We start from the raw sequence: 13,447 nt of genomic DNA, 5'->3' as shown, positions 1-13,447 counted from the left end.
CGCAGGGCTCCGCGGCCGCCTCGGGCCGGGCGGCCGGGTCGGGGGTGAGCGTGCTGACGAAGGAGGTGCAGCCGCTGAGCAGCAGGGCGGTGGCAGCGAGGGACGGCGGCCCGCCGCGCCCCGGTCATGCCAGGCGGACGACGGCGCGCGCCAGGGAGAGCACCTTCTCCCCCGCGCTGCCGACGGCGAGGTCCACCCGCACTCGGCCGTCCTCCAGCAGCGCCGCGACGGTGCCGCGGACGGTCAGCTCGGCGCCCTCGTCGTCGTCCGGGACGACGACCGGCCGGCCGAACCGCACCTGGTACTCGACGAGCGCGGCGGGATCGCCGGCCCAGTCGGTGACCGCGCGGCCGGCGAGGGCCATCGTGAACATGCCGTGGGCGATGACGCCGGGCAGCCCGACCTCGGTGGCCACCCGCTCGTTCCAGTGGATCGGGTTGAAGTCGCCGGAGGCGCCGGCGTAGCGCACCAGGTCGGCCCGGGTGATCCGGTACCGCTGCTCCGGGAGCTCGGTGCCGACCGCGACGTCGGCGAACCGGACGGCGGTCACGCGCGCGCCACCAGCATCGAGGTGGCGGTGCAGACGGGCTCGCCGTCCTCGGTGGCGAGGTCCACGCGGGCGGTGAGCAGGTCGTTGCCCGCCACGGTGCGGGCGGCGTCGATCGTCGTCGTCGCGACCAGCCGGTCGCCGGCGCGGATGGGCCGGTGGTGGGCGAAGCGCTGCTCGCCGTGGACCACCCGGCCGTAGTCGATCGCGACGTCGGGGTCGTCGAGGACGACCATCGCGGCCTCGAGGCTCACCGCGATCGCGAAGGTGGGCGGCGCGATGACGTCGGGGTGGCCGGCGGCGCGGGCGGCCTCCGGGTCGCGGTGGACCGGGGAGGGATCACCGATCGCGGTGGCGAACTCGGCGATCTTCGCGCGGCCGACCTCGTAGACGGCAGAGGGCGGGTAGCTGCGCCCGACCAGTTCCCGGTCCAGCGCCATGCTCCCGCCCTCTCGCTCAGCCTCGGACCGTCAGCGCGTCTCGCGGTGCAGCGTGTGCTTGCGCTCGCGCGGGCAGTACTTCATCAGCTCGAGCCGGTCGGGGTCGTTCCGCCGGTTCTTGCGGGTGATGTAGTTGCGGTTCTTGCAGTCCTGGCAGGCCAGGGTGATCTTCGGGCGGATGTCGGTGGCTGCCATGGAGTGCTCCTAGCCTTGTGGGGCGGGATCCGGGTGCGGATCCCGTTGCCGTGCCGGCGGGGCCGACACGACGACGGACCCCGGGGTGCGGGGTCCGTCGGGAGTAGCGGTGACCGGACTTGAACCGGTGACACAGCGATTATGAGCCGCTTGCTCTACCAGGCTGAGCTACACCGCCGGGACGACCTGCGGCCCGGTCTCGCGACTGGACCGGTCGGTCAGCTTACTCGTTGTTCCAGAGCCCCTTTACGGAATCGAACCGTAGACCTTCTCCTTACCATGGAGACGCTCTGCCGACTGAGCTAAAGGGGCGTGCTCGGGAGCAGGAGAACTGTACCGCGCCCGCACGGGGGGTTCGCGAGGGGGGGTCCCGGCGCGTCAGCCGCGGACGAACAGCCGCCGGTGAGCGGCTCCCGGGGCCGCCGTCCGCACCCCGGTGCGGGCCAGCAGCCAGTTCTCCAATCGGTCGTCGGGCAGCGGCCGGCTGACCAGGAAGCCCTGGAGCTTGTCGCAGCCCATCTCGGTCAGCAGGTTGCGGGTCATGTCGTCCTCGACGCCCTCGGCGACCACGCGCAGGCCCAGGTTGTGGGCCAGCTCGATGATCGACCGGGCGATGAACGACTCGCCCTGGCTCGTGGACATCCCGAGCACGAAGGACTTGTCGATCTTGACCTCGTCGATCGGCAGCTGCCGGAGCTGGGACAGCGACGAGTAGCCGGTGCCGAAGTCGTCCATCGACAGCCGCAGCCCGAGGTCGTGCAGGTCGGCCAGCACGGTGCTGTCGCGCACCGAGTCGTCGACGACGCTGCCCTCGGTCAGCTCCAGGGTGAGCAGCTCGCCCGGGACGCCGTGGCGCTGGAGCGCGCCGCGCACGCGGGCGACCAGGTCTGGCTCGGTGAGGCAGTGCACCGAGAGGTTGACCGCGACCGAGAGCGCGATGTCCTGGTCGAGCCAGCGGCGGCAGCGGGCCAGCGCGAGGTCGAGCACGTGGTCGGTGACCGCGCCGATCCGGCCGATCTGCTCGGCGAGGTGGATGAAGTCGTCGGGTGAGATCGCGCCGTACCGCGGGTGGGCCCAGCGGACGAGGGTCTCCACCGACACGATGTCGGAGGTCTGCGCGTCGATGATCGGCTGGAAGACGACGCTGATCTGGCCGTCGGCCATCGCCTGCTCGATCTCGGTGCCCAGCTGCAGCCGGCGCAGGCTCTGCTGGTCGAGGACCGGGTGGTAGCTGGCCACGCCCCCGGAGTCCGCGGCGGCCAGCAGCGCGACGTCGGCCCGCTGCATGAGCGTGCCCGACTCGGTGCCGTGCACCGGGGCGGAGGCCACGCCGATGGTCAGCGTGACCTCGAGGTCCAGGCCCGCCACGCGGACGCGGGTGGCCGCCGCCTCGCGCAGCCGGCGCGCGGCGCGCTCGGTAGCGGCCAGGGACAGCCCGGGCAGGAGGACGGCGAACCGCTCGCTCTCCATCCGGGCCAGCAGCGCCTGCGGCGGCGCGTGCTCGCGCAGCAGCCCCGCGGTGACCTGCAGCAGCTCGTCGCTGGCGGCGTGCCCGAGGGTGTCGGTGACCTCCAGGTAGTTGCCGACCGCCGCGAGGATGAGCCCGGCCCGCCCGCCGGCCGGGTCGGCCGCGAGCAGCGCGTCGATCTCGGCGGCCAGCCGCTGCCGGTTGGGCAGCCCGGTCAGCCGGTCGTGGTCGGCGTCGTAGCGGATCTGGGTGAGCAGCTGCTGGTGGCGGATCGCGGCGTTGACGTGCGTGAGCATCGAGTCCAGCGCGGACCGGTCGCTGTCGGCGAAGGAGACGACGGTGCTGCGCCGGTCGCACACCTCCAGGTAGCCGGGCTCCCCGGCGGCGGTGGCCAGGGGTGCCGCCAGCAGCTCGGTGACGCCGCGGCGCGCCAGGCCCGCGGCCTGCTCCTCGTCCGCGTGCGCGAGGGTGATCAGCACCGGCCCGCCGGCGGCGGCCACCGCGCGGCGGAAGACGTCGTCCGGATCGCCCGGGCCGTCGTACCAGACCGCGTCGTCCTCGGCGGCGACGACCAGCTGCGGGGCCTCGTCCAGGTAGGGCGGCAGCCACAGGGCCACGCGCTCGGCGTTGAGCAGCTCCTGCACCGCGGCGACGATCTGGCGGGTGCCGGCCTCGTCCGGGGTGACCTGTTCGACCCGGCGGGCGAAGTCGTAGACCCGCTGGACGCTGTGCCCGCGGCGGGTGACCGCGCCGAACTGGCGGTAGAGCAGCGCGAGGACGACGAGCAGCGGCGCGAGCAGCAGCCAGGCCCAGCCGGTCACACCGATGAGCAGCAGAGCGGCGAGGCCGACGATGACCGCCACCGGGCCGATCACGAACACGGGGATGAGCAGGCTCGCCCACAGCGAGCGGCCCGGGTGTCCCTGGGTGGTGATGATGGCGCCGGCCACGAGCACCGCGCCGAGCACGTCGGCGACGAGGATCGCCACCACGTAGGAGATCCAGCTGCCGGGCGAGGTCAGCTCGCCGACGGGCAGCACCGAGAGGACGGCGACGGCAGCGCAGACCTCCAGCACGGCGACGGCGACGGTGTAGATGCCCTGCGGTCGGGGGAACCGCTGCACCAGCAGGACGGCGGCGACGGCCACCGCTCTGGCGATGACCGCCCAGGCGCCGCCGACCTCGACGAGGGCGACCACGATGGCCAGCTCGCTCGCGGAGACGGACACGGCCTGGCGGCGGAACTCGACGTGCAGGTGGATGGACTCGGCCGCGAGCATCGCGAGGAAGACGACCGCGAGCGCGGGCAGCGAGACCGCGAGGGGCTGGGTCAGGAGCACGACCAGCATCACCGGCGCAGCCAGCAGCACCCCGAGCACGGCCACGGTCGAGGGCGCCCGGAAGGCCGGCCGGGGCGTGGCTCGGACGTCCTGCTCTGGCATGCGACCTGCATTCCGTGCGGGGTAGATGGGCGCGCAGAGGCTAGCAACGGAGACGCCCCTCACACCCCGCTTCGGGTCGCGCCGCGACCCGAAAGGGTCACAGTCCGCGCCCGCCCCCCGGAAACGCCGCAGGGCAGCCGGTCGGCGACCGGCTGCCCTGCGGGAAGGACGAGAGGGGAGGTATCAGGCCTCCCGGCTCCACTTCAGACCCCGGCTCCACTTGAGACCCCGGCTCCACTTGAGCCCGCGCTGCGTGTTGTTGCTCATGACGCCTCCTGTTGTGGCATGACCGACTGCGGAATGCGGCAGGACTTACGCGCGGGGGCAGAGCGTCGTTGGGTACGGACCGCGCTGCGGACATTGCTGCCCGTCACCCTTACGAGGCAAGCGTGGACGATCACGACAGGGTGACGATCTTGAGTGTCGTCACCCTGCGTGAACTTTGATCGACGCTTGGTCAACCAAACGGGGGACGGCGACCGATCAGCGCGGTTCGCGGACCGCCTCGTCGCGCAGCAGCTCGCCCACCAGGTCCACCGTGATGTCGAGGACCTGGCCGATGCGGCCCGGAGCGCCCGGGAGGAGCTCGGTCGCCAGCCCGACGACGTCCACCGGCGGCGACTCGGGGGGCTCCGGCGTCCCGAGCAGCCGCGTGACCTGCGCGTACGCCGCGCCTGCCGCGAGGGAGCCGCCCGCCGAGCGCACCGCCCGGTCGGCCGGGATGTGCCGGGCGCGGTCCGGCGGCTCGTCCCAGGTGCCGTCCAGGTCCAGTCCCACAGCGGCAAGCGCGGCGAGCGGGCCCACCACCCGGCCGCCCACCGCGTCCAGCAGGTCGCCGCCGTGTGCGCGCTGCCCGGCCCGCTCCTGCGCGGCGAACCCCTCCAGGGCGTGCGTGAGACGCCGGCCGTACTCGCGGACGGCGGCGTACCCCGCGCCCACGACGCCCGCCGGGTCCGCCCCGTCCTCCCGGGGTGCCGCGGCCAGCTCCGCGACGGCGTCGGCCACCGCGCGGTCCAGCAGGCCGGCGGCGGCCCGGTCGGTGCCCAGGTAACCCAGCCCGCGCAGCAGGGTGCGGTCGTCACCCCCGCAGTCGGGGACGGCGAGCAGCGGGCCGGTCAGCACCGCGGGCCGCGCGGCCACCGCCTCCGCCAGGGTGGGGGCGAGGAGGGCCGCGGTCGCCGGGTCGACGGTCCAGGCACCGGGGTCGCCGTCGTCCCCCAGGCCGGTGGCCAGCGCCCGGAGTCCCGCGCGGACGGCGGTCGCCCCCGGCGCCTCGACCGCACGTCCGACCACCGCCACGAGCGCGGCGCCGTCGTCGTCCCACGGCCGCGCGAGCAGGTGGGACCAGGCCGGGGTGCTGCGGAGCAGGCCGGCCGCCGGCGCGGGGTCGTCGACGGCCGCCAGGCGGGCCAGCACCTCCTGCAGCGGGTCGCCCGGCGGGGCCTCGCCCGGCTCGGGCCGGACGACGTCGACGATCCGCGCGCCACCCAGGGCCCGCTCGCGCGCGACGATCTGCCGCCCCCACTCGCGGACCGTGGCCGGCGGCGGGCCGGAGCGGGGGTCGCCGCGCCCGGCGGCCAGGACGACGCCCATGCCCAGGGCCACGAGGTCGCTGTCCAGCGTGTGGTGGTCACCGGGGTCGACGAGCCGGCGGTCGCGCACCTGCGCGACCGCGCGGGCATCGGCGGGCGAAACCGGGGCGCCCAGCGCCGCAGCCACCACGCGGGCCAGCGCGCTGCGGAAGGAGAGCCGCCCCTCCCCCAGCCGGCGGAGCACGTCGCGGAACCCGCCGGCGCCGAGCCCGACGAGCACCGCCGCGGCCACCGCGGGATCGCCCGCCCAGGGCAGCAGTTCCCGGGCGGCCGCCTCCCGCGCGGCGGGGTCCTCGTCCCCCAGCACGGCCGCCGCGAACGCGGCGCCGCGCTGCGCCAGCAGCAGCTCGTGCCAGCCGGGGAGGACCGCGGCGAGGTGCCGCCCGGCGTCCGCCGTGCCCCACCGCCCGCCGCCGCCGGTGACCGCGCTGCACCCGGCGAGCACGGCCGCGGTCGCCGCGGCGTCCCGCTCGGCCTCCTCCCGGATCGCCGCCGCCACCCGGCGGCGGGCGGCCTCCGCGCTGCGCAGCTCCTCGAGGGCGCCGGAGACGTCCGCGCCGGTCCCGACGTCCTGGACACCACCCAGGCGCGCGGCCGCGGCCCCGAAGTCCTCCTCCTGCGCGGCGCGCAGCCGGGCGAGGCGGCCGCGGGCATCGGCCAGCAGCTCCCCGTGCAGGGCGAGCCGCCGGCCCGCCTCGGCCAGCGCCGCGGCGGCCTCGCCTCCCAGGTCTCCCACCCGCAGCACGCGGGCGGTCGCCGCGTCGGCGTCCCGCCCGGTCCATCCCGGTACGCGTCCGGCGTCGTCCCGCACCCGGTCCCCGAGCCCCGCGAGCAGGGCTCCGGCCCGGTCCAGCCGCCCCGCCAGCTCGCCGAACGCCCGCGGGTCACCCGGCGGCGGGTCGAGGGGCACCGGGTCGGGGATCAGGGCGGTCACCGGGGCCCGCTCCCGTCGGTCGGGGGCACGAGCGCTGCGTCCAGTTGCACCCAGGAGTCGGCGATCCCGGTGACCGTGGCGCCGAGCCGGTCCAGCTCGCCGGCCAGCGCGGTCGCCAGGAGCGCGTGGCAGGCGAGGAACTCCTCGACCGGGGTGCGCAGCGGTCCGTCGACGTCGCCCTCCAGCCGGCCGTGGACCTCCTCCGCCGACCGGGCCCGCCCGCCCAGCGTGCGGCCCAGTGCCCGGACCTCCTCCGCCGGCATCTCGATGGTCACCGCGGCAGTGTTGCGCCGCGGACCGGATCCGCGGGGGCGTCGTCCACAGGGGGACCGGCGGCGGGGCGCGTCACCCGATCGGGCGTCCACAGCGTCCACAGGTGCTGTCCACAGGTCGTGGACAACCGCGCGGGCCCCCTACGCTGCCCGCCGTGCGCCACGACCGGGACGACGCCGAGCGGGGTTCCACGCTGCCGTTCGTGCTGGTCTGCTGGCTGGTCGCAGCACTCATGGTGTTCGGCGCGATCGCCGCCTCCGACGCCTTCCTGGAGCAGCAGGAGGTGCAGTCGGTGTGCGACGGCGCCGCGCTGGCCGCCGCCAACCGGGCCGACGAGGCCGCGATCTACGCCGGCGGGCTGGGCGCCGCGCTGCCCCTGACCTCCGCCACCGCGCAGGTGGCCGTCGCCGAGCAGCTCGGGGCGGGCGGCTCGGCGCTGGACGCTTGGTCGGCGGCCGCGGACGGCGCGGAGGTGACCGTGCGGTGCACCCGCTTCGTGGACATCGCGTTCGGCTGGCTGTTCCTCGGCGGGCAGCAGCTGGAGCGCACCGCCGTCGCCAGCGCGCGGGCCCCCACCTCCGGCTGAACCACCCGGAACGGCGAACGGCCCCCGACTCATGTCGGGGGCCGTTCGTACCGGAGCGTGGCGGGTGAAGGATTCGAACCTTCGAAGGCTAAGCCGACGGATTTACAGTCCGCTCCCATTGGCCACTCGGGCAACCCGCCGTGCGGTGGTACCGGAGCAGAGTACAAGACTGTGGTGGCGGAGCTCGGAGCCCCGGGCCGCCACCGTCCGACGAGGGGAGTTCCCATGGCCGACGCGTCCTTCGACGTGGTCAGCAAGGTCGACCGGCAGGAGGTCGACAACGCCCTGAACCAGGCCGCCAAGGAGCTGTCGCAGCGCTTCGACTTCCGGGGCACGAACGCGACGATCGCCTGGGCCGGCGAGGAGGGCGTCGCGCTGCAGGCCGACACCGAGGAGCGGGTCTCGGCCGCGCTCGAGGTGTTCAAGGAGAAGCTGATCAAGCGGAACATCTCGCTCAAGGTGCTCGACGCCGACGAGCCGCAGTCCTCCGGGAAGATCTACAAGATCTCCGCGCGGATCAAGCAGGGCATCGAGTCCGACGTCGCCAAGAAGATCTCCAAGCTGATCCGCGACGAGGGCCCCAAGGGCGTGCAGGCGCAGATCCAGGGCGACCAGCTCCGGGTGAGCGGCAAGAAGCGCGACGACCTGCAGGCGGTGCAGCAGCTGCTCCGCGGCGCCGACCTCGACGTCGCGCTGCAGTTCGACAACTACCGCTGATCGTCCGCGTTTCCGCTGCTCAGCGGGTCGTCACAGTCCCTTGGTCCGCAGAGAGTCCGCAGAATCGCCCAGCGCGGCGGCCATGAGGTCGCCCGCTGCGGCGCGCGTGCGATCCTCGGCGGTGGGCCAGAGGTGGGAGTAGACGCCGAGCGTGATCGTCGCCGAGGAGTGCCCGAGCGCCCGCTGCACGGTCACCACATCGCAGCCTGATGCGATGAGCCCGCTCGCGTAGAAGTGCCGCAGGTCGTGCAGCGTGTACCCGTCGAGCCCGGTCACCTTGCGGATTTGCCGCCACTGGTGCCCCGCGGAGTTGCGGTTCAGAGGTTGCCCGGCGTTCGTGAACAGCCAGTCGCCTCGCTGGACCCCTGCCCGCTCTACGTGCTTCGCCAGAAGCGCCATCAGGTCGGCTGGGGCGTAGACCACTCGCTCGGACCCGAACTTGGGCGCTACCGGCTGGGTCGTCGCGCTGTTCTCACCCTGCAGCTGGCGGCGAACGGAGATGGTCCGGCGCAGGAAATCGACGTCCTCCAGCCGCAGTCCGGCCGCCTCCCCCAGCCGTAGCCCGGCGAAGGCACACACCGCGATGAACGGCTGGAACCACTCCGGCGCGGCGCTGAGCGTGCGCCCCACGTCGTCGGCAGCGGGGATGGTCATCGACGCTGACGCCCTGCGTGTCCTCGGCAGGGGCACGCCGGCCGATGGGTCGGTCTTGATGATGCGGTCGACGACCGCGGCCCGCATCGCCATGTGGACGTAGTTGTAGCGCGTCCGGATGGTGCTGGGCGCGAGTCCGGTCTTGCGGCCACGTGCAGGTTGCGACATGGCCTTGACCCACTGCTGCACGTGGGACGGGCGGATCTGGCGCATCGGCACGTCGGCGAAGGTCACCGAGCTGGCCGCCTGCTGAGCGGCAAGCGTCGTCCCGCGCTCCCACACCTGCCTGGCCGACCACTGCGCGAACCAAGCCTTGAAGGTGATCTTCCCGGCGGCGGGGTCGACGTAGTCGCCGGTGACCATCGCCGCGGTGACCTCGTCCAGCCACCGCTGGGCGTCGACCTTCCTCTTGAAGTGCCGGGCGTGCTCCTTGCCGTTCTCGTCCCGGTACCGCGGCCGAAAGGTCCCGTCGGGTCTCTTCGCGATCGACGCCACCGTTCATCCCCTTCCATCTCGGTGAGCTCTTGGGACCTCGCCGCCCACCGCAGTGTGGGCTTTGCTACTGACTGGAGAACTGTCCTCCTGATCAAGGTCTTGCTGTCCGGCTTTCGCTGCGCCTGCCGGGCACAGCGCAGACGTCCGCGTCCCTGGCAGGGCGCCCGCGGGTAGGCCTTCATCGCCCTATGCCTGGACCAGCGGGGGTGCGCCGGGTGAGCGCCGCAAGGTCCTCGGGCCGCGGGAGGCGAACACCAGGGTTCGGGGGCGGTCAGCAGAGTGGGGGCCGATCGGTGTGGGGTCGGGTCTGCGTGCTGGAGTGCGCGCCAAGTGTCCCGCTCGTGGACGAGGCGTTCGGCCGGCTGGGCGAGGAGAGCTGGCTCGGCCGTCAGTCGCGCGATGCGGCCGCGGACGACGGCCAGTTCTGCTCGGGCGGCGGTGATGGCCCGGTCGGTGTCGGCCAACCCCTCCGCCGGGTCGGGGGTCCAGGCGAGGGGTCCGAAGCGGGCGAGCCGGTCCTCGTGCTGACGGCGGGCGTCGGCGAGCGCGGCCGCGGCGTGCCGGTGGGTCTCCTGGGCGGTGGCTGCGGCCGCGCGCAACTGAGTGTGCTCCGGGTGGGCGTGTTCGGCGTGGTGGCGGGCGTAGGAGTCGAAGGCAGTCCACAGCCGCGGTCGGTCGTCGGCCCGGTCAGCCAGGCGCGCGATCTGCTGCGGGTCGGTGGGGATGGTCGGCAGGTAGGGGCGCCAGGCGTCCGCCCAGTCGACCAGCTGCTCGCCGGCCCGGTTCACCGCCGCCCGCCGCAGTCGGAGCCGGCCGGGACCGTCGAGGACGACCTGCGCGGCGTGACGGGCGGCGTCACGCCCGGTGTCCCAGCTGGCGAGCAGGGTGTCGCGGATCCGGTCGGTCTCGGCGGTGACGACCGCGCGGCTGGCGTCGGCCCGCGCCGTGGCGTGGCGGGCGTCGATTCCCGTCCGCTCGTACCGGGCTTCCAGCACGGTGAGCTGGTCGCCGTGGGCGGACTCGAGCGCGACGATCTCGCGCAGCGCGTCGCGGCGCGGCAGGTCGGAGGCGAGCCGATCCAGGCAGCGTCGCTCGGCCGTCCACGCCGAGTGCAGGTCGGCCAGCGCCTGCTCCAGCGGTCGGGGCGTGGCGTAGCGGGCGGCCTCGGCGGCGGCCAGCCGGGCTGCGTGCGCGGGACCGAGGTCGGCGCGGTCGCGGGCGAAGACCGCGAGCCACTGCTCCCGCGCCTGCGCGGGGTCGGCCGCGACGAGGTGGGCGGTGTTGGCCTCCCTACCGCGGGTCATCCCGACGTATGCCGCCGCCGCGCCGGTGTCCTCGCCGACCACCAGGTGCGCGGCGGTCACCGTGTCGCCTTGGGTGCCGTGCGCGGTGGTCGCGTAGGCCAGCTCCACGTGCGCGGTGACGTAGTCCGCGGGCAGCACCCGCGCCCCCGTCCCGGCCGGGGGAACGGCGGGGGTGACAGAGCCGGACACACCGCCGGCGGGGGTGACATGCGGTGTGCCGTCGGGTGTGACCAGCAGCCCGCCGCGCCGGCCGACCGCGGTGACGACCCAGAGGTCCCGGTTGGCCACGTCGAGGTCGCGGTCGTTGCGGCGGGTCGCGATCCGGTCCCCGACGCCGATCCGCTCCCCGGCCCCGGTGACCACAGCGCGTCGGTCGTCGACCCGGCCCTGGGTGACCAGTCGGTCCCGGACGGCGGCATTGAGGGAGGCGGCCTGCTCGCGCGTCTCGACCACCACGGCCACGCGCTCCCCGGCGGTGTAGCCGTCGGCCGCGGCGGCGGCGAGCGCATCCCGCAGCGCCTGCGCGTCAGGGTGCAGCCGGATCTGCCCGCGGCCCAGGAGCGCGTCGAACACCGTCCCGGGGTTGGTGCCGGCGCGCATCGCGAGGGTCAGCTCGGCGTAGTCGGTGTCCGGGATCGTGGCGCCTGTGGCGTCGGTGCGGCCGAAGCGGTGCACCCCGACCAGGGTCAGGTGTTCGGCCGGGTCCACCTGGGCCGCGGCGAGGTCGAGGACGCCACCGCGACCGACCGCCGGCAGCTGATGCCGGTCACCGAGCAGGGCCAGGTGCACCCGACACTCGTCGGCGATCGTCAGCAGGGCCCGGGCGGTGTCCTGATCCAGCATGCCCGCCTCGTCCACGACCAGGAGGTCGCCGGCCCGCAGCCGCGCCCCGTTCGTGGGCCCGGCGTAGACACCTCCCGTAGTCGGACAGAGATCCCCGATGCCGAGCCGGGCCCAGGCGCCGTCGTCATTCCAGCGCCAGCCGTACTCGAAGGCCAGCCGGGCCGCCGAGCCGGCGACCGCGCCGACCTCCGCGGCAACGACCTTGGCCGCCTTCAGTGTCGGGGTGACGACCACCAGCCTGCGCCCCTGCCCGGCGATCACATTCTTGGTGGCGGCGAGGGTGGTGGTCTTGCCGGCGCCGGCCGCGCCCTCGACCACGACCAGGCGCCGCCAGCCGGCCAGCGCGGCGACCGCCGTGGCCTGTCCGGGATCCAGCCGCGCGGCACCGGCTGCGAGGTCGACCGGCGGTGTCGGGTCGGGGCCAGGGGCGCCGGCCGGGCGCTCGGTGGCGCGGGCGGCGAGGCGGGCGGTGAGGTCGGCCTCGACGGCAAGCACCGGTCCTGAGGTCCAGGCCCGGATGTGCTCGGGCACCCCACCGCGGTCCAGCAGCGGCACGCAGCGGTCCATTGTGCGGGCGGTGAGGTCCTCGGCGAGCTCGATGCGCACCGCCGGGTCGGTGACGATCCCGGCGGCGGCGAGCAGCTGCTCGACCTCCCCGCGCACGTCGGCGGCGTTCCACGCCGAGCGGGCCGCGGCCAGCCGGGCCAGCACCCGCTGCGCCGCCTGCTCCCGGTCCAGGCCACCGACCGGGGTGGGGGTCAGGCCGACAGGAGCATTCCGGTCGCGGTAGCCCAGGGCGACCAGCTCGGCCGCCCACCGTGCCGTGAGGTCCTCCCCGGGCTGGGGCAGCACCTTGTCCGGGCGGCCCGCTGCCCACGCCCGCGCGTCCCAGGAGCGGCGCAACGCCGGGCCGGGGGATTCGCCAGGATGCGCCGCGGTCCATTCCCGTTCGTACCCATCGATGTTCCGGGCGATCTGCGCCGTCCGCACGCTGAAGGCGCCCACGAAATCCGCCAGCTGCCGTATCTCCCCATCACCATTCACCGCATATCCGTGAGCGGCGAGCGCAGCCCGGAATTGCGGGTCGCAGGCGACCGCAGCGTGCCCGATACCGTTGATCGCGGCGAGGGAATCGCGGACACCGACGGTGTGCAGGCCGCGCCATTTCCCGGCCGCGAACACCCGGGCGTTGATCTGCAGGTGCAGATGGCGGTGCGGATCCCCGGCCCGCGACGTGTAGTGCGCCACCGTCACCGCCTCGGCCACCTCGACCGGCACCTGCACCTGCCCGCCGCGCGGACCGACCCGGGTGGTGGCGTGCTGCCCCAGCCAGCCGATGATCTGCGCGGCCGCCCGAGCCTGGGCCGCGTCATACGCCGTCGCGATGTCCGGATGCAGCGCGGCCGCCAGCGACCACGTCTTCGGACCGTTGACCACCACCTCGACGAAACGAACCGCATGCCCGTCGCCGCGCAGCTGCCCCCGCGGCTCGCCGGTGCCCGGGTCACAGCCGGCCACCCACGTCTCGTAGGCGTCACCGGTTAACGGCGCCAGCTCGGCCACACGACCGCCGGTGACGCTGAACCGACGGGCGACGCCGGCGCCCTCGGTGAGGTAGTAGTCATCAGCCCGACCCCGGTCGGCCTCCACGTACATTAGATCTTCATCCCGCCATGCATTGTCAACGGCACCCGACAATGACCAACAAGTCACCCCTAGAAACGGCGATGGGCCCCGCGAAGCGGGGCCCGACCTACCTCCAAAGGTAGCATGCGTGCCGCATTTTGATAGCTCCATGGACGTCTGCCGTATTTTGCTAGCTCCTTGGACGTCTACTAAGCGTCGATGGCCGTCGCATGGCGAATCAAGTGTTGACGAGCAATATGCTTAATGGCTTCGTCCGTCACGGGCGCTGTGCTGTGCAGGACCGATTGCGGCGCAGCCAGGACCGACGTCG

At 74.2% G+C, this 13,447-nt stretch carries 10 protein-coding genes and 3 tRNA genes; 2 read left to right on the top strand and 11 right to left on the bottom strand.

Annotated features, from left to right (window positions below; translation table 11 throughout):
- Nucleotides 1–124: 124 nt before the first annotated feature.
- From JKP76_RS07430 to JKP76_RS07395, 8 genes are all read right to left on the bottom strand, one after another.
- Nucleotides 125–550, bottom strand: a complete 426-nt coding sequence (locus JKP76_RS07430) for a MaoC family dehydratase (protein WP_200490178.1) — start codon at nt 548–550, stop codon at nt 125–127.
- Nucleotides 547–987 carry a MaoC family dehydratase N-terminal domain-containing protein gene (locus JKP76_RS07425; RefSeq protein WP_200490177.1) on the bottom strand — a complete coding sequence of 147 codons (441 nt, stop codon included), beginning with the start codon at nt 985–987 and terminating at the stop codon, nt 547–549. The genes JKP76_RS07430 and JKP76_RS07425 overlap by 4 nt, the downstream gene beginning before the upstream one ends.
- Nucleotides 988–1,017: 30 nt before the next feature.
- Nucleotides 1,018–1,182: a 50S ribosomal protein L33 gene (gene rpmG / locus JKP76_RS07420; protein WP_200490176.1), complete on the bottom strand. Its 165-nt coding sequence runs from the start codon at nt 1,180–1,182 to the stop codon at nt 1,018–1,020.
- A gap of 104 nt (nt 1,183–1,286) precedes the next feature.
- Nucleotides 1,287–1,360: transfer RNA gene (locus JKP76_RS07415), tRNA-Met, on the bottom strand.
- Between the two features lie 61 nt (nt 1,361–1,421).
- Nucleotides 1,422–1,494: transfer RNA gene (locus JKP76_RS07410), tRNA-Thr, on the bottom strand.
- Between the two features lie 66 nt (nt 1,495–1,560).
- Entirely contained in the window at nt 1,561–4,092 is a 2,532-nt protein-coding gene (locus tag JKP76_RS07405; RefSeq protein WP_200490175.1) for a bifunctional diguanylate cyclase/phosphodiesterase, read from the bottom strand.
- Between the two features lie 483 nt (nt 4,093–4,575).
- Nucleotides 4,576–6,618, bottom strand: coding sequence for a hypothetical protein (locus JKP76_RS07400; protein WP_200490174.1), 2,043 nt, complete (start codon nt 6,616–6,618; stop codon nt 4,576–4,578).
- Nucleotides 6,615–6,893 carry a hypothetical protein gene (locus tag JKP76_RS07395; RefSeq protein WP_200490173.1) on the bottom strand — a complete coding sequence of 93 codons (279 nt, stop codon included), beginning with the start codon at nt 6,891–6,893 and terminating at the stop codon, nt 6,615–6,617. The genes JKP76_RS07400 and JKP76_RS07395 overlap by 4 nt, the downstream gene beginning before the upstream one ends.
- 152 nt (nt 6,894–7,045) lie before the next feature.
- Here JKP76_RS07395 and JKP76_RS07390 point away from each other — a divergent pair, with 152 nt between their 5' ends.
- Nucleotides 7,046–7,477, top strand: a complete 432-nt coding sequence (locus JKP76_RS07390; protein ID WP_200490172.1) for a pilus assembly protein TadG-related protein — start codon at nt 7,046–7,048, stop codon at nt 7,475–7,477.
- Nucleotides 7,478–7,535: 58 nt separating this feature from the next.
- On the opposite strand, the gene JKP76_RS07385 is transcribed toward JKP76_RS07390, so the two are convergent.
- Nucleotides 7,536–7,617, bottom strand: a tRNA-Tyr gene (locus tag JKP76_RS07385).
- An 85-nt stretch (nt 7,618–7,702) separates the two neighbouring features.
- On the opposite strand from JKP76_RS07385, the gene JKP76_RS07380 reads away from it, so the two are divergent.
- A complete protein-coding gene (locus JKP76_RS07380; protein ID WP_200490171.1) occupies nt 7,703–8,194 on the top strand; it encodes a YajQ family cyclic di-GMP-binding protein in 492 nt (163 codons plus the stop codon).
- Between the two features lie 30 nt (nt 8,195–8,224).
- Here the strand turns inward: JKP76_RS07380 and JKP76_RS07375 are convergent, their stop codons facing one another.
- Both JKP76_RS07375 and mobF read right to left on the bottom strand, forming a co-directional pair.
- A complete protein-coding gene (locus JKP76_RS07375) occupies nt 8,225–9,172 on the bottom strand; it encodes a site-specific integrase (RefSeq protein ID WP_309232963.1) in 948 nt (315 codons plus the stop codon).
- Entirely contained in the window at nt 9,079–13,146 is a 4,068-nt protein-coding gene (gene mobF / locus JKP76_RS07370) for a MobF family relaxase (RefSeq protein WP_309232878.1), read from the bottom strand. The genes JKP76_RS07375 and mobF overlap by 94 nt, the downstream gene beginning before the upstream one ends.
- Between the last annotated feature and the right edge of the window lie 301 nt (nt 13,147–13,447).

Origin of the sequence: Blastococcus sp. TML/C7B, from assembly GCF_016612845.1 — a bacterium.
In the GTDB taxonomy this organism is placed as follows: domain Bacteria; phylum Actinomycetota; class Actinomycetes; order Mycobacteriales; family Geodermatophilaceae; genus Blastococcus.
Note: the sequence above shows the minus strand (reverse complement) of the source record. Positions and strands in the feature narration are given on the sequence as shown.